General features: G+C 41.4%; 29 protein-coding genes and 1 pseudogene. 9 read left to right on the plus strand and 21 right to left on the minus strand.

The window, feature by feature from the left end; genetic code table 11:
• Nucleotides 1-174: 174 nt before the first annotated feature.
• Nucleotides 175-1110: a tRNA dihydrouridine synthase gene (locus ACWQ4X_RS16860; RefSeq protein WP_457904424.1), complete on the plus strand. Its 936-nt coding sequence runs from the start codon at nt 175-177 to the stop codon at nt 1108-1110.
• Between the two features lie 56 nt (nt 1111-1166).
• Here ACWQ4X_RS16860 and ACWQ4X_RS16865 read toward each other — a convergent pair whose 3' ends face one another.
• The 13 genes from ACWQ4X_RS16865 to ACWQ4X_RS16925 form a co-directional block, all read right to left on the minus strand.
• Nucleotides 1167-1613 (minus strand): YybH family protein, encoded by a 447-nt coding sequence (locus ACWQ4X_RS16865; protein ID WP_457904425.1) that lies wholly within the window; start codon nt 1611-1613, stop codon nt 1167-1169.
• A 335-nt stretch (nt 1614-1948) separates the two neighbouring features.
• A complete protein-coding gene (locus tag ACWQ4X_RS16870) occupies nt 1949-2284 on the minus strand; it encodes a YegP family protein (RefSeq protein WP_100242202.1) in 336 nt (111 codons plus the stop codon).
• A 210-nt stretch (nt 2285-2494) separates the two neighbouring features.
• Nucleotides 2495-2869, minus strand: a complete 375-nt coding sequence (locus ACWQ4X_RS16875; protein ID WP_457904426.1) for a 5-carboxymethyl-2-hydroxymuconate Delta-isomerase — start codon at nt 2867-2869, stop codon at nt 2495-2497.
• 115 nt (nt 2870-2984) lie between these two features.
• Complete coding sequence (locus tag ACWQ4X_RS16880) at nt 2985-3329, minus strand: zinc ribbon domain-containing protein YjdM (RefSeq protein ID WP_457904427.1); 345 nt, start codon at nt 3327-3329, stop codon at nt 2985-2987.
• A 123-nt stretch (nt 3330-3452) separates the two neighbouring features.
• A complete protein-coding gene (locus tag ACWQ4X_RS16885) occupies nt 3453-3803 on the minus strand; it encodes a DUF488 domain-containing protein (RefSeq protein WP_457904428.1) in 351 nt (116 codons plus the stop codon).
• A 35-nt stretch (nt 3804-3838) separates the two neighbouring features.
• Nucleotides 3839-4186: a DUF2004 domain-containing protein gene (locus ACWQ4X_RS16890; protein WP_457904429.1), complete on the minus strand. Its 348-nt coding sequence runs from the start codon at nt 4184-4186 to the stop codon at nt 3839-3841.
• A gap of 14 nt (nt 4187-4200) precedes the next feature.
• Complete coding sequence (locus tag ACWQ4X_RS16895) at nt 4201-4647, minus strand: SRPBCC family protein (RefSeq protein WP_457904430.1); 447 nt, start codon at nt 4645-4647, stop codon at nt 4201-4203.
• A 109-nt stretch (nt 4648-4756) separates the two neighbouring features.
• On the minus strand, nt 4757-5125 hold the full coding sequence (locus ACWQ4X_RS16900) for a ribonuclease E inhibitor RraB (RefSeq protein WP_100242196.1): 369 nt from the start codon (nt 5123-5125) through the stop codon (nt 4757-4759).
• Nucleotides 5126-5207: 82 nt separating this feature from the next.
• Nucleotides 5208-5873 (minus strand): RluA family pseudouridine synthase, encoded by a 666-nt coding sequence (locus ACWQ4X_RS16905; RefSeq protein ID WP_457904431.1) that lies wholly within the window; start codon nt 5871-5873, stop codon nt 5208-5210.
• A gap of 127 nt (nt 5874-6000) precedes the next feature.
• Nucleotides 6001-6702: a DUF1003 domain-containing protein gene (locus ACWQ4X_RS16910; RefSeq protein ID WP_457904444.1), complete on the minus strand. Its 702-nt coding sequence runs from the start codon at nt 6700-6702 to the stop codon at nt 6001-6003.
• Between the two features lie 96 nt (nt 6703-6798).
• Nucleotides 6799-7041: a DUF6868 family protein gene (locus ACWQ4X_RS16915; RefSeq protein WP_457904432.1), complete on the minus strand. Its 243-nt coding sequence runs from the start codon at nt 7039-7041 to the stop codon at nt 6799-6801.
• 39 nt (nt 7042-7080) lie between these two features.
• Nucleotides 7081-7638 (minus strand): DUF4256 domain-containing protein, encoded by a 558-nt coding sequence (locus ACWQ4X_RS16920; RefSeq protein ID WP_457904433.1) that lies wholly within the window; start codon nt 7636-7638, stop codon nt 7081-7083.
• A 605-nt stretch (nt 7639-8243) separates the two neighbouring features.
• Nucleotides 8244-9131 carry a DMT family transporter gene (locus tag ACWQ4X_RS16925; protein ID WP_457904434.1) on the minus strand — a complete coding sequence of 296 codons (888 nt, stop codon included), beginning with the start codon at nt 9129-9131 and terminating at the stop codon, nt 8244-8246.
• 426 nt (nt 9132-9557) lie between these two features.
• Here ACWQ4X_RS16925 and ygfZ point away from each other — a divergent pair, with 426 nt between their 5' ends.
• The 3 genes and pseudogenes from ygfZ (at nt 9558) to ACWQ4X_RS16940 (ending at nt 13554) form a co-directional block, all read left to right on the plus strand.
• A complete protein-coding gene (ygfZ, locus tag ACWQ4X_RS16930; protein ID WP_457904435.1) occupies nt 9558-10283 on the plus strand; it encodes a CAF17-like 4Fe-4S cluster assembly/insertion protein YgfZ in 726 nt (241 codons plus the stop codon).
• A 449-nt stretch (nt 10284-10732) separates the two neighbouring features.
• Entirely contained in the window at nt 10733-11986 is a 1254-nt protein-coding gene (locus ACWQ4X_RS16935; protein WP_457904436.1) for an OmpP1/FadL family transporter, read from the plus strand.
• Between the two features lie 337 nt (nt 11987-12323).
• Nucleotides 12324-13554, plus strand: a pseudogene (locus tag ACWQ4X_RS16940) (OmpP1/FadL family transporter).
• Between the two features lie 61 nt (nt 13555-13615).
• Here ACWQ4X_RS16940 and thrH read toward each other — a convergent pair.
• Complete coding sequence (thrH, locus tag ACWQ4X_RS16945; RefSeq protein WP_457904437.1) at nt 13616-14233, minus strand: bifunctional phosphoserine phosphatase/homoserine phosphotransferase ThrH; 618 nt, start codon at nt 14231-14233, stop codon at nt 13616-13618.
• Between the two features lie 201 nt (nt 14234-14434).
• Between thrH and ACWQ4X_RS16950 the strand changes: the two genes are divergently transcribed.
• Both ACWQ4X_RS16950 and ACWQ4X_RS16955 read left to right on the plus strand, forming a co-directional pair.
• Nucleotides 14435-15166, plus strand: a complete 732-nt coding sequence (locus ACWQ4X_RS16950; RefSeq protein ID WP_142769405.1) for a phosphoadenylyl-sulfate reductase — start codon at nt 14435-14437, stop codon at nt 15164-15166.
• A 176-nt stretch (nt 15167-15342) separates the two neighbouring features.
• Entirely contained in the window at nt 15343-16722 is a 1380-nt protein-coding gene (locus tag ACWQ4X_RS16955) for a WS/DGAT/MGAT family O-acyltransferase (protein ID WP_457904438.1), read from the plus strand.
• Nucleotides 16723-16781: 59 nt separating this feature from the next.
• Here ACWQ4X_RS16955 and ACWQ4X_RS16960 read toward each other — a convergent pair whose 3' ends face one another.
• The 6 genes from ACWQ4X_RS16960 to ACWQ4X_RS16985 all read right to left on the minus strand — a co-directional run bounded on the left by ACWQ4X_RS16960 (nt 16782) and on the right by ACWQ4X_RS16985 (nt 21541).
• Entirely contained in the window at nt 16782-16955 is a 174-nt protein-coding gene (locus tag ACWQ4X_RS16960) for a PA1571 family protein (protein WP_374531483.1), read from the minus strand.
• Between the two features lie 141 nt (nt 16956-17096).
• Nucleotides 17097-18551, minus strand: a complete 1455-nt coding sequence (gene rng, locus ACWQ4X_RS16965) for a ribonuclease G (RefSeq protein WP_100242184.1) — start codon at nt 18549-18551, stop codon at nt 17097-17099.
• 39 nt (nt 18552-18590) lie between these two features.
• The gene (locus ACWQ4X_RS16970) at nt 18591-19157 is read right to left on the minus strand and encodes a Maf family nucleotide pyrophosphatase (protein WP_457904439.1); all 567 of its coding nucleotides are present in this window, start codon (nt 19155-19157) and stop codon (nt 18591-18593) included.
• Nucleotides 19145-19636: a rod shape-determining protein MreD gene (mreD, locus tag ACWQ4X_RS16975; protein WP_457904440.1), complete on the minus strand. Its 492-nt coding sequence runs from the start codon at nt 19634-19636 to the stop codon at nt 19145-19147. Before mreD ends, ACWQ4X_RS16970 begins: the two co-directional genes overlap by 13 nt.
• The gene (mreC, locus tag ACWQ4X_RS16980; protein ID WP_100242181.1) at nt 19623-20480 is read right to left on the minus strand and encodes a rod shape-determining protein MreC; all 858 of its coding nucleotides are present in this window, start codon (nt 20478-20480) and stop codon (nt 19623-19625) included. Before mreC ends, mreD begins: the two co-directional genes overlap by 14 nt.
• Nucleotides 20481-20494: 14 nt before the next feature.
• Entirely contained in the window at nt 20495-21541 is a 1047-nt protein-coding gene (locus ACWQ4X_RS16985; RefSeq protein ID WP_016165348.1) for a rod shape-determining protein, read from the minus strand.
• A 133-nt stretch (nt 21542-21674) separates the two neighbouring features.
• Between ACWQ4X_RS16985 and gatC the strand changes: the two genes are divergently transcribed.
• Genes gatC through gatB form a run of 3 tightly spaced genes read left to right on the plus strand, consistent with a single transcriptional unit; the run spans nt 21675 to nt 24986 of the window.
• On the plus strand, nt 21675-21989 hold the full coding sequence (gene gatC, locus ACWQ4X_RS16990) for an Asp-tRNA(Asn)/Glu-tRNA(Gln) amidotransferase subunit GatC (protein ID WP_142769409.1): 315 nt from the start codon (nt 21675-21677) through the stop codon (nt 21987-21989).
• A 52-nt stretch (nt 21990-22041) separates the two neighbouring features.
• Complete coding sequence (gatA, locus tag ACWQ4X_RS16995) at nt 22042-23520, plus strand: Asp-tRNA(Asn)/Glu-tRNA(Gln) amidotransferase subunit GatA (protein ID WP_457904441.1); 1479 nt, start codon at nt 22042-22044, stop codon at nt 23518-23520.
• The gene (gene gatB / locus ACWQ4X_RS17000) at nt 23520-24986 is read left to right on the plus strand and encodes an Asp-tRNA(Asn)/Glu-tRNA(Gln) amidotransferase subunit GatB (RefSeq protein WP_457904442.1); all 1467 of its coding nucleotides are present in this window, start codon (nt 23520-23522) and stop codon (nt 24984-24986) included. The genes gatA and gatB overlap by 1 nt, the downstream gene beginning before the upstream one ends.
• A 71-nt stretch (nt 24987-25057) precedes the next feature.
• Here the strand turns inward: gatB and ACWQ4X_RS17005 are convergent.
• Nucleotides 25058-25336 (minus strand): hypothetical protein (locus tag ACWQ4X_RS17005; protein ID WP_457904443.1); only part of this gene is annotated, 279 nt, incomplete at its 5' end.

The raw sequence follows: 25336 nt of genomic DNA on the forward strand, positions 1-25336 counted from the left end.
ATAGATTTAGTGAAATTATTCCAAATCCAATCCTTGATTTAAAGTGAAGCCTCTGCAACAACATATGAATCTTCACCCCATTTCTAGTGACAATATTCCAAGCCCCTTCGCCTAGACATCCTCACCAAAAAAACGTATAACACCGTTTCTCAAATTTAACTGGTGATTCGAACCGTGAAACTCATCCTTGCACCCATGGAAGGCTTAACTGACCCGATTATGCGTGATGTTTTAACATCCGTCGGCAGCTTCGATTGGTGTGTAACCGAGTTTATTCGTGTCACCAATTCCGTTTTGCCTGATCATATTTTTCATCAGTTTTGCCCTGAATTACTGAACGGTGGAAAAACAGCTGCGGGCACACCCGTGCATGTGCAATTTTTAGGTAATGATCCTGAAATGCTGGCTGCCAATGCCATTCGTGCCGTTAAACTGGGTGCACCTGCCATCGACATGAACTTTGGTTGCCCAGCTAAAACAGTAAACCGCCACCGCGGTGGTTCTGTATTGTTAGATGAACCTGAAGTGGTACACGAATTGGTCAAAGCCGTGCGCGAAGCCGTGCCAGAACATATTCCTGTTTCCGCAAAAATGCGCTTGGGTTATATGGACCGTCATTTCATGCTCGACAATGCGCATGCCATTGAAGATGCAGGTGCAGCATGGGTAACCGTGCATGCCCGTACCAAGGCAGACGGCTATACCCCACCTGCCTTTTGGGATCAGCTAAGACCGATTCGTGAAGCCTTGAAAATTAACGTAATTGCCAATGGCGAAATCTGGACCAATGCCGATGCCAAACAGTGCCGTCTTGAATCAGGGTGTGAAGATTTAATGATTGGTCGTGGTGCTGTAACCACTCCCGATTTAACCCAGTGTATTCGCCAAAACTCAGATACGCCTCTATTAAGTTGGAACGATTTATTGGCTTTGCAAATCCGCTTTATTAGCGGCCCTGCCAAAACTGAAATTGGCATGCTGGGGCGCTACAAGCAATGGCTGGGGATGATGTCCAAACATTATCCTGAAGCGAAATTGCTCTGGGATGAAGTGAAACGGATTAAACAACTGCATGAAATTGTAGAAAAATTAGAAACTGCTGCCCGCTAAAAATACAAAAAGTCATGAGGCATCTGCTATACCTCATGACTTGATCATCTATAATATTAACTCACTTCACTCAGTAAAATTGGCAGTCCCGTTTCCAGTTGTATAGGCATGGAAATATGTTGATGCGCGACTTTCCATGCGCCTTCGACTTTCTGAAAACAAATGGTGGTTCGGCACCAAAACACTTCTAAACTTGGGGTTGCATCAATTTGATCGACCTTGGAAAAACAGTGCAATACAGCAAGTTCAGGTTGAGCAATCATTTTAATAGCTTCACGATAAACCCGAATGTTCCCGACTTTCACAGGAAGATAACGCTTCCATAATTGTTTGTATGCTTGAATACCCGTGAGATGGGTACTGACATCAATTAAACTCACCTCTTCGACACACAGATCCGCTAAAGCTTGAATATCCATGTTTGCCACCGCTTCATCCCAGTGTTTTAGCATCGCGAGGACTTCATGGGCACTTTGCTCATCACCCGTAATTTCTATGCTCATCGTGTCATTCCTTTACAGTGTATCTACTTTTCATCAGCATAAGCCCTGAATTTGACGGCATCACGACTTGAGCGCATCTGCATACAAATTAAAAACATTCAGAGACATTTGCATTTTTATACACAGTCTTAGAAGGCGCACTCCCTACAGCCTTCACAAACCCACATCATGTGATCCCCATCACACTATAAAAACTATAGCGAAAATCATTTAGAGAATAAAGCTGTAATTTTATCGGACATCCAAGCCCTTCTTTCACGATCAGTTTTCATAAATCTTAGTCAATAAAAAAGCATGTCGATGGACATGCTTCTCAAGATTTATTCTGCATTCAACTAAACCGTTAAGTCTTTAATGGTCGCGACCGAGCCATTATTTTTAACCGACTCTATGCCCTTATCACGTGACTGTTCAGAAGAATAAAATTGACTTGTCCCAATCACCTGATGATTGGCCGCTTTTAAGTTGAAATATGGCTTGCCATTACTGGCAGTCAAACGCTCATAACGATGATCATCTGCACTATTTTTATGGACGGACTCTATGCCCACATGCGCAGAAGCTTTGGCTTTGTAAAGCTCGCTCGTTAAAATGACTTCCCCATTCCCCGCTTTGAGTACAAAGCGATATTGACCATCTTTTGCTTGACTCAGCTCAAACCATCCAGACATATTTTCATTCCTCTTGTTGTTTTCACTTTATTTATTGTTGCTTGAAACTATTTAAGTTCTAAGAAATATAAATGACTTTTAGACAACAAAAAAGAGCATTTTTAATCAAACATTCGCTCATCAGAAATCAGGAGGATTCAAACTGCCCCAAAACCATGCAGTTCAGGAGCAGTATTTAACATCTTGCAAATTCAGAATAGATTAGAGCAATCAGGTTGCAGCCGCCGCTACGACGGTTTTCCCATAACAGGCTTTTTCCATTTCTAAAATTTCCACACAAAGCTGCACAGTCAAATCGGCCTGCTTAGGAAGTAACTGTTGTAAAGTCGAAAGGAGTTGATTTGAAATTTCGGTCTTGGTCTGTAAATCACGACCAGAAAGTAAGGAAACCTTAGCATGCACATAGGCTTGATTGGATTCACCGAAACCAATCAAATAATCACGTTGGCAAATTGCTCGGCTTTTAATGTCTACGGCTGCTTTGACATGACCTGTCGCGAACAATGCTTGGTTAAGACCCAACAAAACAGGTTGAGCTTGAAAGTCTTTTAAATTGTCAGAATATTCCAAGTGAATATGTGGCATCTGCGTGCAACCCAAACAGTGAAAAATGGGTTATAGCATGTTTTGATTCGTCACTGCTGCATGAAAATTCGTTCTTTGAATCTTCAAGCATCAACAGTGACGTCGCGGCATACAATTACACTTTTTTCACATATTCTGATTTCAGTTTAATTGCACCAATCCCATCAATTTTACAATCAATATCGTGTCCATCGCTGGCTTCAGGCAGTAAACGAATATTCTTTACTTTGGTTCCCACTTTCACAACTGAGGATGATCCTTTAATTTTCAGATCTTTAATCACAGTGACTGTATCACCATCGACCAATAAATTTCCGTTACTGTCTTTAATTTGAGTCACTTCTTCTGTTGAATTCGCCTCTCCCTCTTGCCACTCATATGAGCATTCTGGGCAAATCAATAAGTCGCCATCTTGGTAGGTATATTCTGATTGGCATTTTGGGCACGGAGCTAAAGACATAAATAAACTCGAAAAAGGAAAAAAAGTTCAATGTGGCTCAGTTTACTCGAAAGTACGATAAAACCCTATACTCTGTAAGGTTATTCTCTCAAGATCATACATTCCCTTACCTGATCGCATGCCTTAGGCTGTGCGTTGTAATAGCGCTTGGAGTACCACTGCATGATTCTGTGTTTCATTCTTTGCCGCAGTAATTAAACTCAGTTTGTGTTGTTGAGCTAAAGAACGTAATTCAGCTATCTTTTCAGGATATTGCTCCAGTTCCAGTAAGTATTTCTCACGAAACTCTTCCCAGCCTATTAACTCTTGGTGATAAGCCTGCCTGAGTGCTGTAGAAGGTGTGATATCTTTGGGCCACAAATCAATTTTGGCATCTTCCTTTTTCATGCCTCTTGGCCATAAACGGTCGACTAAAACTCTTAATCCATCTTCTGCTGTAACAGGACTATAGACGCGCTTGATCTGAATTTGCATTGATTTCCTTAGCCATGCCGAAATGAGTGATTGATTTAACTTTCCATACTGATGTCTTCTACATTTCCATCTTCATCAAATGAAACACATAACACATAGTCGGTGACATTCTCGGGCAGACTAAAATCTATCGAATCATCATTTTCTTCTACAGAATGAAAGTCGAGAAAGCGCTGAGTTGAAAGCAGCTCAATCACTTGTTTGGCATCGGGACGCGTCAACCCTGTATGATGCTGCCAATATTTAGGGGAAATTTCTTGCAAATGATGCTCGACATACAGTCGCACCTGATTGTCTCGTGCCGTGTCTTGCAGAAAGCTTTGCCACATGGCTTGTCTGGCTCTTTGCTCCCTTTCTTTAAAACTTTCAATTTTTTTTTGCATTGCCATCTTACCTTCTAGCTATCGGGTATTTCTGCTGTAATTAGGAGCGCCAACAATTGTAATGATTCTTGCCAGCCCAAATAACATGCCTCGACTGGAATCACATCAGGAATGCCTGATTGTGTAATCTGTATTTCGGTACCCACGGATACTGCTTTAAATTTAACCTTAACCTCAATTAAATCGGGCATATTCGGGTCTTCGAATTGGTCGGTGTAGCGTAACAGCTCATTCGGAATGACTTCATGATAGGTGCCACCAAAAACAGTTCGTGTGCCTGTCGAAAAATTGGTGAAATACATGCGATATTTGCCCTCTGGTTTCACTTCAAGCAATTCCACATGTGCAGTAAAACCATGTGGCGCCATCCATTTCACCAAGGCATCTGCAGTGGTAAATGCACGATAAACACGCTCAGGGGGTGCATTAAAAACACGATGTAATTGAACCGTATTCGACATGAGACACCTCTATTTTTATTATTTGCTGCTGTTAGTGTACGGTAAGCAGTGGAGACTTATGTATAACTTGAGTACAAATTACACAGCAGCCATCCACTAAGACATCTTATTATTCGTCATCATAATCATAGAGATAGCTGAGACAGCCCCAACCGTCGTATTCACCTTGGAACATTTCGGCTATTTTAACAAACCACTCTTCCAAATCTTGAACATCCTGATATTCAGGAATCATATTAACGTGGATATTCAGCACCCATAAATCACTTCCGTCATTTTTAACTTCTTCTTGAAACAGCGAAACCTTTTGTTCTTCATGCAACAAATGCAAAGCACATTTATCGGCTTGTTCTTGCGTGGTGAACACAATTGAAAATTCAATTTCATGCAGATCGGTCAGGTCATTACCGTCTTCATACATCTGCCAAAGTACATTACCGTTATCATCATCTGGAAATAATTCATAATTACGGCTCATTCTTATATCCCTGCTTTTTGCTTATTAATTAAACGTAATTTAGCATGAATTTATGACAGTTTAAGCCCTAAAATTGATATTTTTAGAAGGCAGGCAAACTTTGAATATCTACCAGCTCACCGCTTAAGGGTTGCGTAAATTTGAGATGACTGGCATGGAGTGCCATACGTTTGAACGGACTGTTAAAAGGTTCAGGATGATATAACTTATCCCCTGTAATGGGATGTCCAATATATTGCATATGCACGCGTAATTGATGTGAACGCCCTGTAATTGGGGTGAGTAGTACACGACTGATATCCTGCGCTGCATCGTATTGCATAAGTTCAAAGAGGGTTTTTGCCGCTTTACCCAATTCAAAATGTACAATCTGTCGTGGACGATTTTCCCAGTCCGTGATTAAAGGTACTTCAACACAGCCTGATTGCTGAATCTGCCCTTGCACCAGTGCCTGATAATGTTTGGTCACTGTGCGTGCTTGGAACATTTTACTGACCGCTACCTCGGCATCACGATGTTTGGCAAACATCAGAATTCCTGAAGTCGCCATATCTAGACGATGGGTAATTTTCGCCTCAGGAAACTGGTCTAATACACGATAATAAGCACTATCATGATGTTCGGGTAAACGTCCAGGTACTGACAATAAACCCGCAGGTTTGTTAATGATCACCAAGTCCGCATCTTCATACACAATCTGCAACGGTTCTTGTGGCGGCGTATAAACAAAGTGGTCATTTAAAGGCATGATGCGACAGGCTTAGTAGCAAAGCGGGCAAAATATCAAGCCTAGAGAATGCTGTCAATTCTTCTGTTTTTATGCCATTTCATCAAGGATTAAAGCATCTTTCTTCACTTCAAAAGCATAGATATTTTTAATGACGCTTATTCATTTCAGTAAGCAAATCCAATTGAATTTCCTGAATTTGTGCCAGCCGTTCCCATTGATGCGACAGCAAATGATCCATTTTTTCATGTAAATGTCGAATCTCTAATTCAGCTTTGAGGTTAATCTGATAATCGTGCTGTGAACGCAGGCGATCTTTGGCTTCCTGACGGTTCTGGCTCATCATAATAATAGGTGCCTGAATCGCTGCTAAACACGACAACACCAGATTCAGCAAAATAAAAGGATAAGGATCAACAGGATGTATCAATAACACCACAGTATTTAACAGAATCCACAGCACTAAAAAAATGCCGAAACAAATTAAAAAAGTCCAACTGCCGCCAAAGCTGGCAATTTTATCTGCCAGCTTCTCACCCACAGTCCAGTTTTGATCAAACTCGGTTTCGATGTTTTTCGTAATCAGTTCATGCCGTTGCATACTGCTGATCACTTCACGCTCCAAATCTGTCAGCTCCCCTTTTTCAGATTTAAGCAAAGAATGGACATACTGAATTCGATAATGGGTTAAGTCAGGCCGGCAAATAAAACTGTCTGATGACCATTCTGGATAGTCTTTTTTAATTTCATCACTGATGACATCGCGAATCACATGCCCTGAAACCAGCGCTTTATAAGGAAATGGCTTTTTACACACAACGCAATGATGCGTTTGATTTTGTCTATCCATCATAGTGGTAACTTATTTAGTCTTATTTAAGCATCATAGCAATTTTTATCGAAAATGAAGAAAATTCAATCGATTCCAAAGCTCCCAATTTCCACTTTAAGTGATGATCGACAAGACGATCAATGGAACCAAATTGAACACCAAAATCAAAATTTTATAGCCCGCCATTGCAGCATAATGTATCGCATCAAAAGTTGGATCATTCAACTTAAACCAGCGCCCATGCAAACTTTTCATCCAGCGCTTGGCATTGATAAACACAAAAAACCAAATCAATAAAATCAGATAATTGATGGCTAAAGACCAGCATAAAGCTTCACGTAAAAATTCAATATTCATGGTTAACCTCTACGTTTCCACTGGAATGATGGGGTAGAACTAAAGCTTTAACGCGACACGAAAACCTCGTGCGGCATAATAAGACTCTGCACCATTATGATAGGTAAACACTTGCCCATATCTACGGTCACAAAACAAGGCGCCACCCAATGCCCGAATGGAGGCTGGTGTTTGCACCCAACTTGAAGTTTTTTGGTCAAAATTTCCCAGATGTTGCAAGATTCGATACTGCTGTTCGGTCAGTAATGCCGTTCCATTTTGCTGTGCCAAACGAACTGCGCTATCCTGTGGCGGATTCTGTTTCCGAGCCGCTAAAGCTTCAGCGTCATAACACAGACTACGGCGTTCTTTTGGGCTTTCTTCAGCACAATCGACAAAGAAGTATTGGTTTGGTTCAAATTGAATTAGATCTGGCTCGCCACCTGTTTCTTCCATCCAGTGCAGACTTTTGATTTTTTCATGTTGAGTTTGCAGTTGAGACAACACATCCTGCCAGACAATATTAGGATGTCTTTCAGGATATTGCTGAAAACGCTGTGCTAAACAAGCGAAAAGTGCTTGGTCATCAAGTGCTTGCTTTGCTTTATTTTGACTCATCATTGCTCTTCTTTTTATTCGATTATTTTCAGGAAGGTTTTATTCCATGTTACTGAAACGACTCAAATAACATCGTCTAGATTTGTAAATTGAACAAGAAAAATCTGCATGAAGAAATGATCAGAGATGAGAAATAAACTGAATAATCGGGAAAGCTTTGAATCATTTTCTGGTTTATTATTTTATATTTATTAGATTTTATTCTAACTTAAAAATTTTTTAGGGTGTCAAGGGAAAACATCAGTGGTTTACTTCAACAACCATGACTTTGTAAATCATAACCTTGTGCCTATAAACTTTTGGTCTATAGCGTCCTAAGCCGAATCGAGACCTTTTGGGTAAGTACTACACTCACGTTGTACGCAACTGGTAGCAATCTACTCTTTCCGATCCCCATCACACCCTTGAGATATAGTGTAGGCAGTTTCGGCTGGGATTGTTTTCCTAAAAAAAAGAATTTCTTAATATTTTTAGGTTAATTTCCCACAAAATCATATTTACAAAGAATAAATTTCCAAATTATAAAATTTAATCAATCATTAATTTCACTTTTACACATAATTTGCGTTTTTTTACCAACACAAGCTGCAACAAAGCCTCATCCACTATGCCCAAATGACCATCATCGCTGCCAGAATGACCAAGAACAGCCCCATATGATCAGAACGTGCCAATTTCTCTTTAAAGAAAAATGCCGAAATCAACAAACTAAATAAAATCTCAATCTGTCCGAGAGTCTTTACCAATGCCACGGTCTGCATACTCATGGCACTAAACCATCCCAAAGATGCCAAGAAACTACACACACTGACTTTAAAGGTCAGTCCTAAGCGCTGCCGCATGTGAAACAGGGTTTTTCGACTAAATAAACCCAAGTACAGCAGCATAATCACACATTGGAAGCTGATTAAAATACACAGCACCCATGCAGCACGATGTAAAAAAGGCAACATGCCAAGCTCTAAGCTGGCTTCACGCACCAATAAAGAAGTGATCGCAAAACATAACCCACTCCCCAAACCAATCATGAGGGTTTTAAAGGAAAGTTTGGTCTGGCTACTGCCTTTGCTAAGTAAGAACACAGCTATTGCACCAATCAATACCCCGAGCCAGCCCCAAGCACTGAGGTGTTCTTGTAAAAACATCACTCCAATTAAAGCCGCCAGAATCGCTTCGCTTTTTGCTAGTCCAATGCCAATGGCGTAATTCTTTTGTTGGAACAATTTCACCATTAAGGCTGTGGCATAAATTTGGCTGATCCCCGCAATCACGATATAGAGCCAAAAATGAGGAGAAAAACTGACAACTGCTGTGACAGGTTGATGCTGATATAAAAATGTGAGATAGCCAAAAGCAAACACAGGAGAAAAAAGGAAACGTGCCAAGGTCGTGCCATAGACATCAACGGTAGTACTTAGTTGCTTTTGAAAAGCATTCCGCCAAGCCTGCATAAATGCAGCCATAATGGTAAACAACACCCAAGCGATTGCCATAACAGTTACTTAATTTCGAACTCAGCCGCTAATTTACTCGCTTCAAGTTCACTTTTCGATCTTTAGTTGTTGTTTATTCTGATGAAATCATCGATGTGGTTGCGATTGAAAAGATGCATTCCCAATAAAACAGGATTCTAATAAACTACTTAAGCAGCCACATCATTAACAATCGGTATTTAGTTGCAACATTAAACTGCTCATCAGCTGTTAGAACTGATTTGTTCAAGGAACAAATCTCTAAGTTCCATTGCACTTAGCTTTTAACTTTGAAAAATCAAAGTCCCTACATCCATGAAAATATTGTTCTGTCTCCAGCTCACCCTGCTTTTTAGACATTCAGTAAAAGCAGATGTGCAATTTCAGGCAAAATAGTGGAAAATTAAGCGAATTAATTCTTCTATAAATTGTTGAAGTGAGCATTGCATGAGTACTGTTGCATTTACGGCTTTCACCCTTATTGGTGTAGACGCGCAAAAATTTCTACAAGGTCAAGTTACCGTTCATGTAGAACGTCTAATGGAAAACCAAACTCGCTATACCGCAATTTGTGATCTCAAAGGTCGAATTCATTTTGGCTTGTGGATTAAAAAAATCAATTCTGAAAGCTTTGAAATCATCACCACACAAGATCAAAGTGAAGAGTTTGCAAAACACATCAAAAAATTTGGTGCATTTTCGAAGATGAAACTCGAAGCCGTTGGCAGCGTGTTTCCTACAGTTGTCGACATTCATACTGAGTTTTCAGCAGCGGAAACCGATATTCAAGCTTGGCAATTACAAGCGATTAAAACTGGACAAGCTTGGATTTGCCAAGCAAGCGAACACAAGTTTCAACCTCAAGAATTACGTCTGCATCAACGTGAAGGTGTACATTACGACAAAGGCTGTTATTTAGGTCAGGAAATTGTGGCTCGCCTCTGGTTTAAAGCCAAACCGAAACATTGGCTACATTTGATTCAAGATCAAGGCGAGGCTCCTGCTCCTGCAAGCCAGCTCAATAATGATGTTGAAGTTGTGAATAGCATTCAAACAACTGAAGGATATACAGCATTGGTGGTTGCAAAGCCTGCCGCTATTGAAGAACTAGGCTTACAAATTTTAGACCTTCCAGAAGCCTTAAATGGTGATGTGGCTCGACCAAGCAACTAATTTTGTATCCAATAGAACCAGAGATTGTATATAAAAACTATACAATCTCTTCACAATTGAATAAATTCTTATCAAAAATAAATACTTATTATGGATTTCATCTTGTTTTAATCATTATTTGAGTGAAATTCATCTTTTCCACTCAAAATAAATACCTAGTTTTGGTTATTTTTCAACCAATCAATTCAAAACTCAAAATCTGAAATTTAATACCATAAATTAATAAAATTCATTGAGTTATAATAAATCATGCAGTAAAAAATAGGATTTTTACTCTATTTAGATTGTTTTTTGAACTAATCAGTTTTCTTAGAGCATTTACTCTTATTTTAATTGTGATATTTTTGTCACATGGAGTAACAAGATAATTTTGGTCGGACCTACCAAAAAATTCCAGATTTTACATAAACATACTTAAAAAATCGTGTACCTCAAGGGAAGATGAAAGAATGAAATTAAAAGCGCTTACCACCGCAATGATTCTCGCAGCATTACCAACAGCTGGAGCTTTTGCAGCGGCTCTTGACCGTTCAGGACAATCAATGTCGGCTTTTTTACAGCCTGGTAACTATTTTGAAGCAGGCGTTTCAGTACTTGATCCAAATGTTTCTGGTAAAGCAACTGCCGCTACAGGTGGTGGCCAACTTGCAGATATGGGCGATGATTATTTATTCCCTTCAGCGGCATTAAAATTACAATTAAATGATCATTTCTCTTTTGGTATTCTTTATGACCAACCTTTTGGTGCTGATGCTACTTATTCAACTTCTGATCCTTTAGTAGCTGCAAACACTGGGTTATTTCATTTAAATGGTGAAGCAACAGAGGTTGAAGTAACTACTCAAAACCTAGCAATGATTGTAGGTTTCCAACCAAATGAGAACTTTAATATTTATGGTGGTGGTGTTTATCAAACCATTAAAGGTAATGTTCAATTACGCGGTGCTGGATATGGTTCAAAAACTGGCCTTGGTTACTATAATGCCGACCTTAATGAAGATGGTGCTGTTGGCTGGTTAGCTGGTTTTGCATATCAAATTCCTGAAATTGCGCTTAAAACATCTATTACTTATCGTTCGGAAATTGACCATAAAGCCAGTGCTCATGAATATGGTCAAAGCAATATTTTAGCTGTACCAGCATTAGGTGGCGCGAACCCAGTCTATGATGTAATTTCAACAGCAAATATAACTACGCCTCAGTCAGTTAATTTAGACTTCCAAACAGGTATTATGGCAAATACGGTTGCATTTGCCAATGTGCGTTGGGTTAACTGGAAAGACTTTGTTATTGATTTAAAACAATTTGGTACAGTTGCTGAAAAACTAGGAGCTGCTGGAGCAACCCCAGATAATCCAAAAGGATTTAATATTGTTGCATATACAGATGATCAATGGTCTGCAAATGTAGGCTTAGGTCGTAAACTAAATGAACAATGGGCAGGTAACGTATCTGTAGGTTGGGACTCTGGTGCAGGCAACCCTATATCTACCCTTGGTCCAACAGAAGGTTATTGGAATGTTGGTTTAGGTGTTCAATATAGCCCCACTCCTGCAACCTTTATTGCTGGTGGTGTGAAATACTTCTGGTTAGGCGATGCTAAAGCACAAGTTGCATCTAACTTTGGTTCAGATAATTATGTTGCAGAATTTACAGATAATGATGCAATTGCATACGGTTTAAAACTCGGTTACCGCTTCTAAGTTGAAAGCATCATTCAAAAAGACCATCTAATCAGATGGTCTTTTTTTGGCAAAAAATACCAAAAACAAATTCAAAAAATTTTAACAAAGTACCTAAGTGTCTCTAATTTCAACACTTAGTAGAGCAACTATTTTTTGTAGAATTAAATTAATTACTCTAATTTTTCATATAAAAATCATTAATATACAATCGTAACATTAGTACTTTTACTCTATTCAAGTCCTTTTTGTGCATGACTTAGTTCAATCATTGAACAGCGTAGTGCATTTACTCTTTTTTAAATTATGTTACCTTCCCTTAACTTTTAGTTACAAAGCGATATCAGGGAAAATATCCATGAAGCTTAGCGTCCTCAAAAAAGCAATTTTACTCAGTCTTATTCCTACTACATCAACATTTGCCGCGGGTCTTGACCGTTCTGGTCAATCCATTGCAGCTTTCCTGCAGCCAGAAAACTACTTTGAAGTAGGTATTTCTGTATTAGATCCAAATGTTTCAGGCAAAGATAAGGATGGGAATCATACGGGTGACATGGCTGGAGACTATTACTTCCCTCATGCCGCTTTGAAAGTCCAAGCCACTGAGCATTTCTCTGTTGGTTTAATCTATGATCAACCTTATGGTGCAGATGCCGAATATTCTGGAGATAGCGGTTTTGTAGAGAATCGTGCATTACCATTCCAAGGGGGTACATCGGTAGTTGTTGATACCCAAAACTTAAATTTATTAATGGGTTATCAACCGAATGAAAACTGGAACTTATATGCAGGTGCCGTATATCAAACGGTAGATGGCACAGTTTTACTTCGTGGTACAACCTATAGCGTCCTCAATGGTTATGATTTTCGAACAGGTGAAGATGAGTCTGTAGGCTGGTTGGCGGGGGTTGCTTATCAAATCCCTGAAATCGCGTTAAAAGCATCCGTAACTTATCGCGCTGAAATTAAACATAAAATGAATGCTTATGAGCATTTTGGGCTTGCAGGTTTAACTGGAAATGCAACACTTGATGGTGTGATGACTGCATTAAATGCCTCAAGTGGTGAAACTGAATTAACTACACCACAATCGGTTAATGTCGATTTTCAAACAGGCATCATGGCAAATACTGTGGCATTTGCCAATGTACGCTGGGTAGACTGGTCAAACTTCAAAGTTCAACCGTATAACTTTGGCAAACTTTGGCAAACTTTCTCAAGTACTAGGGCAGGCTGGACTTGTAGCCAACAAACCGAATGGCTTTAACCTGATTGACTATAAAGATGACCAAATTTCTGCAACTGTTGGTTTGGGACGTAAATTCAGTGATCGCTGGAGTTCTAATATCTCTGTAGGTTGGGACTCTGGTGCAGGTAATCCTGTGACGACACTGGGTCCAACAGAAGGCTTCTGGAGTGTGGGAACTGGTGTACGCTTCTCGCCTGCAGAAAATTATTTCATCGGTGCAGGCGTGAAATATTACTGGTTAGGTGATGCTGATGCCGTTACGGGTGCTCATTCGGAAGCAGGAACATTTACTGACAACAATGCCATCGCCTATGGTTTAAATGTCGGCTACAAATTCTAAAACCTAGAATTTATATAAAAAAAGACGGACTCATCAGTCCGTCTTTTTTATTGAATATTATTTAAGCTGGAATATCACGTACAGATGCGTTACGAATCGCTTCTTTTAATGCTGCATAGCCGTTGATTGGTGGGAATTGTGGAAATTCAGCAATCACATTTTCTGGTGCATCAAACAAGAAACCATGATCAGCTTCACCCAGCATTGTGGTGTCATTATAAGAATCACCTGCCGCAATCACACGGAAATTCAAGCCATGAAGTGCTTTTACTGCCTGACGTTTTTGATCAGGTTGACGTAATTTATACGCTGAAATCATGCCTTTTTCATCTGTCTCCAACTTATGACAGAAAATCGTTGGCCAGCCCAATTGCTTCATGAGTGGATGTGCAAACTCATAGAACGTATCTGAAAGAATAATCAATTGGAAATGTGTGCTCACCCATTCCACAAATTCTTTTGCACCTGGGAATGGACCCATTTCTGCAATCACTTCTTGGATATCATCTAAACCCAAATTATGTTGCTTTAACAAATTCAGACGTTGCGTCATCAACACATCGTAGTCAGGAATATCACGTGTTGTCGCTTCTAGTTCTTTAATCCCAGTTTTTTTTGCAAAGTTGATCCAAATTTCTGGAACTAACACACCCTCTAAATCAAGACAAACGACTTCCATGATTACCCTCAACTGTCTATGAAAAAAATTTGGACTATAATAGCATCAACTTATGATTCTGTAGCTGCTGTTTTTTAAATCTATTTTTTTCATAAGCATTTATTTTTTAATGCTAAGTAGAAATATTCAATTCAATTAGAATATTTTTAAAATCTTTTAATATAGGTTTTGAAGTATCCAAGCCTATAGCCAGGAACTCTCATGACTGCTATCCCTACTGTCGATCATATTGATGCGCTTGCATCTGAATATGCAGATAAATCTCCAAGTGAAATCTTGGAACTTGCCCTGAATCAAGAAGGTGAAATTGCCATTTCTTTTTCAGGTGCAGAAGATGTTGTCCTTATTGATATGGCTGCCAATCTGGGCAAGCCTTTCCGTGTTTTCAGCTTAGACACAGGACGTTTACATCCAGAAACGTATCAATTTATTGAAACTGTACGTAAACATTACAACATCAATATTGAAATTTGCTTCCCTGAATCCGAAGCCGTGCAAGCACTGGTTAATGAAAAAGGCTTATTCAGTTTCTATCAAGATGACCATAAAGAATGCTGTGGTATTCGTAAAGTCCAACCTTTACGCAAAAAACTGGCGACCTTGGATGGCTGGATTACCGGTCAACGTAAAGACCAAAGCCCAGGCACACGTACTGAAATCCCTGTAGTTCAATCTGATGTCGGTTTTTCTGGTCCAGGTAAACAGTTAATTAAGTACAATCCTTTGGCGAACTGGTCCAGTGCAGATGTCTGGAACTATATTCGCATGATGGAAATTCCATACAACCCATTGCACGAACGTGGTTTTATTTCAATTGGTTGCGAACCGTGTACTCGCCCGGTATTGCCGAACCAGCATGAACGTGAAGGTCGCTGGTGGTGGGAAGAAGCCACTCACAAAGAATGTGGTTTACACGCTGGCAATTTAAAATAATTATTTGTCAAGAAAAAGTCACTGAATCTACAGTGGCTTTTTTTTCGCTAGATTCAGCCAATAAACCCATAACTATTGTAAGTAAAAGAAGCTATACTCAAATCAAGTTTGATAATTCTAACAAGGCGACTCAGATAGGAGTTGCCCAAAGAAATTGCAGTGAGGCAATCAAAATTATGCGCCCATTACATCCGATAGACTTTATTTTTCTGTCTTTAGAGAAACGGCAACAACCCATGCATGTTGGGGGACTATTCCTCTTTCAAATTCCCGATAATGCACCAGAGACCTTCATCCAAGACCTTGTCGCAGATATCCGTAATTCTAAATGTAATCCAGTTCCACCCTTCAATAACAAACTGAATGGATTATTGTGGGATGAAGATGAAGAATTTGATCTCGATCATCACTTCCGCCATATCGCACTGCCGCATCCTGGTCGAATTCGTGAGTTACTCACCTATATTTCTCAAGAACACAGTGCCCTAATTGACCGTGCGAAACCACTCTGGACCTGCCATATTATTGAAGGCATTGAAGGCAATCGCTTTGCCATGTACTTTAAAATCCATCATGCCATGGTGGATGGTATTGCAGGCATGCGTCTGGTTGAAAAATCATTGTCCCATGATCCAAATGCGAAAAGCATCGTGCCACCATGGTGTGTAGAAGGACCACGTGCCAAACGACTCAAAGAACCGAAAGCTAGCCGCATGAAAAAAATCTTCGGTGGTTTGATACAGCAAGTCGAAGCAACACCAATTGTGATGCGTGAACTGTCTAAAACCGTGATGAATGACATGGGACGAAATCCCGATTATGTTTCAAGCTTTCAGGCACCTAGCAGTATTTTGAATCAACGAGTCAGCTCTTCTCGTCGCTTTGCAGCACAATCATTTGAGTTTGACCGTCTGCGCCATATTGCAACCTCACTCAGTGTCACCATTAATGATGTGGTACTTGCGATCTGCTCGGGTGCATTACGCGAGTATTTACTGAGTCAAAATGCCTTACCGAAGAAACCGTTGATTGCAATGATCCCCGCTTCGATTCGTGATGATGATTCGGAAGTGTCTAACCGCATTACCATGATTCTGGCGAACTTAGCTACGAATAAAGAAGATCCGCTTGAGCGCCTACAAGTCATTCGTCGTAGTGTTTTAAATGCCAAAGAGCGCTTTAAACGCATGAATTCTAGTCAGATTATGAATTACAGCGCGTTTGTTTATACAGCAGCAGGTTTAAACATTGCATCTGGACTGATGCCAAAACGTCAGGCATTTAACTTGGTGATTTCCAATGTGCCTGGACCGCGTGAACCCTTGTATTGGAATGGTGCGAAGTTAGATGCGCTTTATCCAGCCTCGATCGTTCTGGATGGACAAGCCCTGAATATCACCATGACCAGTTATTTAGATAAGCTTGAAGTCGGTTTGACCGCATGTCGTGTTGCCCTGCCGAAAATGCAGAACTTATTGACACATTTAGAAGAAGAAATTCAACGCTTTGAAAGTATTGTTGGGGTGAAAAACCCAAAGTTGAAAGCGGTAAGTTAACCGCTGAAACAAATGACAAGAATTGAGTAGAATAAAATAAGGGGCTTCACATGAGCCCCTTAAGCTTTAATACTGCGACACTGTTTCAGTAACTGATGGCACACCGAACGAATCATGGCTGTTGTAATTTGGGTTTCTTTACCCTGTTCGTCAACGATATAACCTGTATGCACGGTTTTGTTATCTAGCACGTGCTTGATACCTTGTTTAATAATTTTTTCACTCATGCCCATATCACACCTCTTCTTGCTAAGACTAAATGCTCTCATCAGGATTCATTTAGTTTGGCTACTTGGTATGAGTAGTATTGAAAAAACCAGCTCGAAAGTAAAATTTCAGTTGTAACAAGTGTTTAACGATATCCTGTTACAATTTCAGCTCAGAATGATATCGTATTGCTCTTGCGTATATAAATTTTCCACCTGAAATTTAATGACACGATTAATAAAATGCTCCAAATCCGCCACTGCTGGGGCTTCTGCGGTCAATAGGCGATCAATCACGGATGGATGTGCAACGACAGTAAAGCCACTCTGTGATTCAAATGCACGGGTATATCGTAAGATTTCTCGAAAGATTTCGTAACATACCGTCTCTGCAGTTTTCACATAACCACGTCCCTGACAAGTTGGGCATGATTCACATAATAAGTGTTCTAATGACTCGCGCGTGCGCTTACGCGTCATTTCAACCAAACCCAGCTCAGACACCTGAGTAATTTTGGTCTTGGCATGATCACGTTCCAGCATCCGATCAAACTGGCTCATCACCTCTTCACGATGCTGAGCTTCTTGCATGTCAATGAAATCGATAATGATAATGCCGCCCAAATTACGTAAACGTAACTGGCGTGCAATCACCTGTGTCGCTTCCATATTGGTTTTAAACACCGTATCTTCCAGTGTTCTGCCACCAACATATGAGCCTGTATTGACATCAATTGTGGTCATGGCTTCGGTCTGGTCAATCATGAGATAACCACCCGACTTTAAAGCAACCCGGGTTTGTAAGGCTTTTTGAATATCTTCTTCGACATTGTATAAGTCAAAAATCGGACGTTCACCTGGATAATGAATCAAACGATTTTGAATATTCGGGACAAACTCTTGCACAAATTCCTGCAATTTCGCATGAATCTCGCGAGAATCGACATAAATTTTTGAGGTATTTTCATTGGCCAAATCACGAATGATGCGTTGCGGCAATGGAAGCTCTTCAAAAATCAATGAAGGCACCGCAATGCTTTTTTGTTTGCGCTGAATGTATTCCCACAACTTGGCGAGGTAAGCCATATCTTGTGCAATAGACGCTTCATCAATGCCTTCCGCAGCAGTACGGACAATGACTGAACCTGGCAATTCATGCTGTGCTTGAATTTTCTCGATGATAGAGCGTAAACGATCACGTTCTTCTTCAGATTCAATGCGTTGTGAAACACCAATATGATTACCGAATGGCATCAGCACCAAATAACGCGAAGGGATAGAAAGGTCGGTACTGAGTCGCGCCCCTTTGGTTCCAAGCATATCCTTCATGACTTGTACGGTCAGAATTTGCCCCGGCTGGAGTAACTCAAATACATTCGGAATCGGCTGGTTTCGTGGCCAGACCATATCATTGATATGTAAAAATGCAGTACGCGACAAGCCAATATCGACAAAAGCCGCCTGCATCCCTGGCAAAACACGAACCACTTTGCCTTTATAAATATTGCCTACCAAACCCCGTTTTACAGTGCGTTCAACATATAGTTCGTTGACCGTACCATTTTGGATTAACGCCACACGACACTCCATAGGTGTGACATTAATCAGTAACTCGTCAGACATAATAAGACTCAAAACATTATAAAAATTTTTGTTTCGCCATTAATTTAGGACCTTAATGGCTTTGAATAATTCGACTGTCTCATGTAACGGCAAACCAACCACGTTGGTATAACTGCCTTCAATACGGGGGATATAACGCGAAGCAAGCCCTTGAATGGCATAGGCTCCCGCTTTCCCTTCGGGTTCCCCTGTTGCCCAATAGTCTTCCATATCTTTCAGGCTTAATACTTGAAATTCGACTTGGGTACAAACCACTATACTTGAAATTTGCGCGGATGTGCGTACACAAACACCAGAAAATACATCATGTCTTCTGCCTGATATTTTTTGCCACATTTCAAAGGCATGCGCTTTGGATTCTGGCTTGCCCAAAATCTCGCCATCGACACTTAAACTGGTGTCTGCGGCAATAATCACGGCATCGGGGAAATGTTGTTGCACGGCTGCGGCTTTTTCACAAGCCAAGCGCTGCACATATTCGGATGCAGTTTCATCCTGAAGCACAGATTCATCAATATCAGGGCTATAAATTGAGAAGTCTAGACCGAGCTGCTGTAGCAGCTCACGTCGACGGGGGGAACTAGAAGCGAGAACTAAACGCGCCATCTTTTCAGCACAAAACAAACCAGTGGCCACACCAAAATACTGGTGAGTAGTGGCTGCCAATGTCGGGCAAAGGAGAACTGAATGCCACCCATAATCTGCGCCACCCACATCATGAACAGGTAAGCTAAAATGGCCAGTGCAGCAATCACCCACAGATTGGCAAAGGTCAGTACACGACGTTCACGAATCAGAAAGCGCGCCACGAAGCTAATCACCACAAAACACAAAGCATTTAGACCTAGGGGTGCATCCATCAGCATATCGACAAAAATACCTGTGCCGAAGGCAAACCAAACGCCACACCATGTCGGCTGACACAATACCCAGAATAGCATCACCATCATCATAAACAATGGACGCCAGCCTGAAGCGGTATAAGCCAGTGGATAAACCATGAGCACCGATGCTGCAATCACCGAAAAGATGATTGGAAATAGCGGATCTTTGCGCTTTTCTTGACGTAACTTAGCGATTGGCATGTGGTTGCTCCATCGCCAATGAATCGGAGAACAGCACCACCACATGATGTCCGCTGGCTAACTGCGCAGCAGGCACCACATCAATCTGTGCAAATTCCCCTGTCGTATGTCGGCTGACTTTAGACACAGTACCGACCAAATATCCTGCTGGGAAATGTGCCCCTAAACCTGAGCTATACACTTTTTCACCCACCTTTATATTGGCACTGGTTGGCACGTATTCCATCTTCAGATGCCCCAAATCACCAGTACCCGAAACAATGGCACGCATGCCTGTATATTCGAGGCGTACCGATAAAGAATGGTCTTTATCGGAAAGCAACATGACACGGCTACTGTGCGGATAGACATTGATGATCTGCCCCATGATGCCTTTATCATCCAGAACCGTTTGTCCAACTTTTAAATTATTGGTCGAACCACGGTTAATGACAATAATATGGCGCAGTGGATCCGCATCGGTACCAATCACTTCCGCAATTTCCATACGACCATCAATGATTAACGGTGTATCCAGCAAACCACGTAAACGGGTATTTTCCGCAGAAAGCTCTGACAGCTTTTGCAAACGTACTTGCGCTTGCAACAGTTCTGCCTGCATAGCCGTGTTTTCACGACGTAATTGTGCTTCTGACTTGGTTTGCTGACTTAGCCATTCGCTGGACAAGACTGGATAGCTCGCCAAAGCATAAATCGGGTTATATGCCGCGTACAGGACATCTCTTGCAGGCTGTATCACATGAGGTAAGCGCCAGTTAAAAAACAGCACCACCAAACATGTTACAACCGCAATGATAAATGAGCGAAATGATGGGGGCTGCCTAGAAAACAAATTTGTTTGCACAGCCAAATCCTTAATTAACCAACAAACAACATGTCGTGATTTGGATTATCAAAGAATTCTAAAACTTTACCGCCACCACGTGTAACGCAAGTTAAAGGATCTTCCGCAACAACCACTGGCAATCCAGTTTCCTGAGCCAATAATTTGTCTAAATTACGTAGCAATGCACCACCACCCGTCAACACAATACCGCGCTCTGCAATATCTGAAGATAATTCTGGTGGAGTTTGTTCCAATGCAGATTTCACTGCAGAAACAATGCTTTGTAACGGATCAGAAATCGCTTGCGTAATTTCGTCTGAAGTCACAGTGATGGCACGTGGCACACCTTCTGCCAAGTTACGACCACGAACTTCAATCTCTAAAGTTTTACCATTTTCGTCTGGTAAAGCCATGCCTACTTCTTTTTTGATATTTTCAGCAGTGGTTTCACCAATCACGCAGCCATGTGCTTTACGAACGTAATTAATGATTTGTTCATCAAATACATCGCCACCCACGCGTAAAGAGTCTGCATAGACACAACCTTGCAATGAAATAATGGCAATTTCAGTTGTACCACCACCCACATCGACCACCATCGAACCGCATGCTTGCTCTACAGGTAAGCCCGCACCAATTGCAGCAGCCATTGGCTCTTCAATTAAACGTACATCGCGCGCGCCTGCATTGAATACAGCTTCACGAATGGCACGACGCTCAACCAAAGTCGATTTGCAAGGCACACACACCACAACACGCGGCGCAGGTGGGAATAAGCGCTTTTCATGCACTTTACCAATAAATTGGTTGAGCATGGTTTCAGTCACTTCAAAATCAGCAATGACACCGTCTTTCATTGGGCGAATTGCAGAGATGTTCGCCGGAGTACGACCAAGCATTTGCTTCGCATCAAGACCAACAGCGGCAACAATTTTTTGTGAACCACTGTGACGAATCGCCACAACTGTTGGTTCATTTAATATAATGCCTCGTCCTGGTGCATAGATAAGTGTATTTGCTGTACCTAAATCAATGGCGAGATCTGGCGAAAACAAGCCAATTAGTCGTTTTAGAATCACGGGGTCGTTCTCAGTTTTACTATATGTGGACGCAAGGTGGCAACTTTAACTAAATGTGATGCTTTGAACAAGTCAATCGCTTATTATAACGCACGATATTTTGAAATTTTTTGATACTGAATTAGGTGATGTTATGTCTACATCGGATGCACAGCATTCAGCAGATTTAAATGCACAAACAGTTTCAGCAATCGCCAATCTTGCTCGATTGTCGCTAGATGATACGCAATCTGCTGAATATGCTCAAAGTTTAAATAAAATTTTAGGCATGATGGAAACCCTAAAAGGCATCGACACCGAGGGTGTTGAGCCATTGAAGAGCCCTTTTGACAATCCACAGCCGTTACGTGAAGACGTGGTAACTGAGCAGAACCATCGTGAAGAATATCAAGCTGTTGCACCTGCTGTTGAAGCAGGCTTGTACCTTGTACCTCGCGTAATTGAATAATTTCCGCTCAGTTAAGCATTTTTTTTAAATTAAACGTAAAGAATTATTTCTCATGACCGATTTACATCGCTTATCGATTCGTGAACTTGCTGAGGGTTTGGCACAAGCTCAATTCTCTTCTCGCGAACTGACTGCACATTATTTAAAACGTATCGAAAAAATTGATACGCGCGTCAATTCCTATATCACCGTGACAGCTGAGCAAGCCTTGGCACAAGCAGATACGGCTGACGCACTGCGTCAAGCGGGTCAAGCCTCTGTGTTGACGGGTGTGCCGATTGCACATAAAGACATTTTTTGTACCCAAGGTATTAAAACCTCTGCGGGTTCTAAAATGTTGGACAACTTTGTCTCTCCTTATGACGCCACGGTGGTTGCCAAAGGTAAAGCAGCAGGTCTGGTGACTTTAGGTAAAGTGAACATGGACGAATTTGCCATGGGTTCAACTTCCGAGTCGTCTTACTACGGTGCGACCAAAAACCCGTGGGCACTTGATCACGTACCGGGTGGTTCTTCGGGTGGTTCTGCGGCTGTGGTTGCCGCTGATCTTGCTCCGTTTGCAACCGGTACAGATACTGGTGGTTCGATTCGCCAGCCTGCATCATTCTGTGGTTTAACCGGTTTAAAACCAACGTATGGTCGTGTATCGCGTTTCGGGATGATTGCTTATGCATCATCACTTGATCAAGGCGGTCCAATGGCACGTTCGGCAGAAGACTGTGCTTACCTGATGAATGTGATGGCAGGTCACGATGCCAAAGATTCAACCTCTATAGTGAAAGAAGTTGATGACTACGTTGCGAACCTGAATGCAACGCCTGTAAAAGGCTTACGCATTGGTATTCCAAAGCAATACTTTAATGTGGCGGGTCTAGACGCTGCTGTGAAAGCACGCGTTGAAGAATCTTTGAAGAAGCTGGAAGAAATGGGCGCGACTTTGGTTGAGATTGAACTCAACATGACTGAAGCTTATGTTCCGACTTATTATTTGATTGCCCCTGCTGAAGCATCTTCTAACTTATCTCGTTTTGATGGCGTGCGTTATGGCTACCGCTGTGAAAACCCGACCGATATTTTAGACCTGTATAAGCGTTCACGTTCTGAAGGTTTTGGTCCAGAAGTGCAACGTCGTATCCTGATTGGTACATATGCGTTATCTGCGGGTTATTACGATGCTTACTATGTAAAAGCACAGAAAGTTCGTCGTTTAATCCAGCAAGACTTTTTAAAAGCTTTTGAAACGGTTGATGTAATTGCTGCTCCTTCTGCGCCGACCACGGCTTACCGCATTGGTGCATCGTTAGACCCAGTAGAAATGTACTTGGGCGACATCTACACCATCGCAGTGAACTTGGCAGGCTTACCAGCCATCAATGCCCCTGTTGGCTTTGACCAAGACAACTTACCAGTTGGCTTACAGTTGATTGGTAACTACTGGTCTGAATCACAATTATTGTCTGTGGTGCATCAGTATCAACAAGTGACAGACTTCCACACCCAACGTGCGGCAATTGCTGAGGAGAATGCATAATGGCTGAAGCTCAAAAGTTGAAATTGATTGACGGTTGGGAAGTCGTTATCGGGATTGAGATTCATACTCAGCTTGCAACCAAATCTAAAATTTTCTCGGGTTCTTCGACTGAATTTGGTCAAGACCCAAATACCCAAGCCAGCCTTGTTGATTTGGCGATGCCGGGTGTGCTGCCAGTTTTAAACAAACAAGTGGTAGATTTGGCAATTCGTTTTGGTTTGGGGATTGATGCTTACATCGACCAAGCCTCTGTGTTTGCACGTAAAAACTACTTCTACCCTGACTCACCAAAAGGCTATCAAATTAGCCAGATGGACAACCCGATTGTGGGCTTGGGGCATATCGACATTCAACTTGAAGATGGTACGACCAAACGTATTGGCGTGACCCGTGCCCATCTAGAAGAAGATGCAGGTAAATCAATTCACGATCAGTTTGAAGGCATGTCGGGTATCGACTTGAACCGTGCAGGTACACCTTTACTTGAAATCGTGTCTGAACCAGACATGCGTTCGGTGGAAGAAGCCGTTGCCTACATTAAAGCGATTCACACACTGGTACGTTGGTTAGGCATTTCTGACGGTAACATGGCAGAAGGTTCGTTCCGTGCCGACTGTAACGTGTCTTTACGTCGTCCGGGTCAGCCTTTTGGTACGCGCTGTGAATTAAAAAACCTCAACTCATTCCGTTTCATCGAACAAGCGATCAATGTTGAAATTGAACGCCAAATGGAAATTTTGGAATGGGATGGCACGGTTGATCAAGAAACCCGTTTGTTCGACCCTGTGAAGATGGAAACGCGTTCAATGCGTTCCAAAGAAGAAGCGAACGATTACCGCTACTTCCCAGACCCAGACTTGTTGCCTGTGATTATTCCAGATGCACAAATCGAAGCAATCAAAGCGACCATGCCTGAGTTACCTGCGGCGCGTCGTGAGCGCTTTGTAGCTGACTTTGGTGTGACTGAGTACGATGCGCACGTGTTAACGCTAACACGTGAAATGTCTGAGTTTTATGAAGCCGTTGTTCAGGCTGCTGGCGGTTCGGCTCAAGGTAAAGTGTCGGCAAACTGGGTGATGGGCGAATTCTCGGGTGCTTTAAACAAAGCAGGCTTAGAGTTGGCGGATTCCCCTGTTTCGGCTGAACAATTGGGTGGCATGATCGCACGTATTGTGGACAACACCATTAACGGCAAAATCGCGAAGCAAGTATTTGGCTTTATGTGGGAAGAAGGCAAAACTGCCGATGCCATTATTGCTGAAAAGGGCTTGAAGCAAGAAACTGATACAGGCGCGATTGAAGCAATTATTAAAGACGTGCTTGCAGCCAATGAGAAGATGGTTGAAGAATACAAGTCTGGTAAAGAGAAAGCCTTTAACGGTCTTGTCGGTCAAGTGATGAAAGCTGCAAAAGGCAAAGCTAACCCTGCGCAAGTCAATGAATTGATGAAAAAATTGATTGGTTAAGCTGATCTAATTTCATTGGTTAAGCTGATCTAATTTCAAAAGAAAACCCGCTTTAGAGCGGGTTTTTATAATTATCTTCTATCTAAATAAACTTTAACACCTGAATGTACTTTTACACACTCTTTTTCATTTAGTTGATAATTAGTGGCTTCTTTTTTAGAAATTCTATATACAAACTTTATATGCCCTGTTGTAGCATTAACATTTCCTATAATTGATCTATCAAATAAATCATTTAACAAAGTTGGAACATCAATTTCTTTAAAGTATCTCTCAAAAATATTTTTTGCCTCTACATAAGAACAATCATACACTTCATTAACTTCTTTCAGTGCTTCCCAAATATTTTG

Source organism: Acinetobacter sp. NigerLNRRAM0016 (genome assembly GCF_054112845.1).

Excerpts from the sequence above, each read along its gene's own strand:
- ACWQ4X_RS16900 (WP_100242196.1), bottom strand. The coding sequence starts at position 5,125 with ATGAGCCGTAATTATGAATTATTTCCAGATGATGATAACGGTAATGTA.
- ACWQ4X_RS16935 (WP_457904436.1), top strand. The coding sequence starts at position 10,733 with ATGAAATTAAAAGCGCTTACCACCGCAATGATTCTCGCAGCATTACCA.
- gatC (WP_142769409.1), top strand. The coding sequence starts at position 21,675 with ATGTCTACATCGGATGCACAGCATTCAGCAGATTTAAATGCACAAACA.
- ACWQ4X_RS16915 (WP_457904432.1), bottom strand. The coding sequence starts at position 7,041 with ATGAATATTGAATTTTTACGTGAAGCTTTATGCTGGTCTTTAGCCATC.
- ACWQ4X_RS16880 (WP_457904427.1), bottom strand. The coding sequence starts at position 3,329 with ATGTCTTTAGCTCCGTGCCCAAAATGCCAATCAGAATATACCTACCAA.
- ygfZ (WP_457904435.1), top strand. The coding sequence starts at position 9,558 with ATGAGTACTGTTGCATTTACGGCTTTCACCCTTATTGGTGTAGACGCG.
- ACWQ4X_RS16870 (WP_100242202.1), bottom strand. The coding sequence starts at position 2,284 with ATGTCTGGATGGTTTGAGCTGAGTCAAGCAAAAGATGGTCAATATCGC.
- ACWQ4X_RS16920 (WP_457904433.1), bottom strand. The coding sequence starts at position 7,638 with ATGAGTCAAAATAAAGCAAAGCAAGCACTTGATGACCAAGCACTTTTC.
- ACWQ4X_RS16875 (WP_457904426.1), bottom strand. The coding sequence starts at position 2,869 with ATGCCACATATTCACTTGGAATATTCTGACAATTTAAAAGACTTTCAA.
- gatB (WP_457904442.1), top strand. The coding sequence starts at position 23,520 with ATGGCTGAAGCTCAAAAGTTGAAATTGATTGACGGTTGGGAAGTCGTT.
- ACWQ4X_RS16865 (WP_457904425.1), bottom strand. The coding sequence starts at position 1,613 with ATGAGCATAGAAATTACGGGTGATGAGCAAAGTGCCCATGAAGTCCTC.
- ACWQ4X_RS16905 (WP_457904431.1), bottom strand. The coding sequence starts at position 5,873 with ATGCCTTTAAATGACCACTTTGTTTATACGCCGCCACAAGAACCGTTG.
- rng (WP_100242184.1), bottom strand. The coding sequence starts at position 18,551 with ATGTCTGACGAGTTACTGATTAATGTCACACCTATGGAGTGTCGTGTG.
- ACWQ4X_RS16960 (WP_374531483.1), bottom strand. The coding sequence starts at position 16,955 with ATGGGCATGAGTGAAAAAATTATTAAACAAGGTATCAAGCACGTGCTA.
- ACWQ4X_RS16955 (WP_457904438.1), top strand. The coding sequence starts at position 15,343 with ATGCGCCCATTACATCCGATAGACTTTATTTTTCTGTCTTTAGAGAAA.
- ACWQ4X_RS16950 (WP_142769405.1), top strand. The coding sequence starts at position 14,435 with ATGACTGCTATCCCTACTGTCGATCATATTGATGCGCTTGCATCTGAA.
- ACWQ4X_RS16885 (WP_457904428.1), bottom strand. The coding sequence starts at position 3,803 with ATGCAAATTCAGATCAAGCGCGTCTATAGTCCTGTTACAGCAGAAGAT.
- ACWQ4X_RS16890 (WP_457904429.1), bottom strand. The coding sequence starts at position 4,186 with ATGCAAAAAAAAATTGAAAGTTTTAAAGAAAGGGAGCAAAGAGCCAGA.
- ACWQ4X_RS16925 (WP_457904434.1), bottom strand. The coding sequence starts at position 9,131 with ATGGCAATCGCTTGGGTGTTGTTTACCATTATGGCTGCATTTATGCAG.
- ACWQ4X_RS16910 (WP_457904444.1), bottom strand. The coding sequence starts at position 6,702 with ATGGATAGACAAAATCAAACGCATCATTGCGTTGTGTGTAAAAAGCCA.
- mreD (WP_457904440.1), bottom strand. The coding sequence starts at position 19,636 with ATGCCAATCGCTAAGTTACGTCAAGAAAAGCGCAAAGATCCGCTATTT.
- ACWQ4X_RS16970 (WP_457904439.1), bottom strand. The coding sequence starts at position 19,157 with ATGGCGCGTTTAGTTCTCGCTTCTAGTTCCCCCCGTCGACGTGAGCTG.
- ACWQ4X_RS16895 (WP_457904430.1), bottom strand. The coding sequence starts at position 4,647 with ATGTCGAATACGGTTCAATTACATCGTGTTTTTAATGCACCCCCTGAG.
- thrH (WP_457904437.1), bottom strand. The coding sequence starts at position 14,233 with ATGGAAGTCGTTTGTCTTGATTTAGAGGGTGTGTTAGTTCCAGAAATT.
- gatA (WP_457904441.1), top strand. The coding sequence starts at position 22,042 with ATGACCGATTTACATCGCTTATCGATTCGTGAACTTGCTGAGGGTTTG.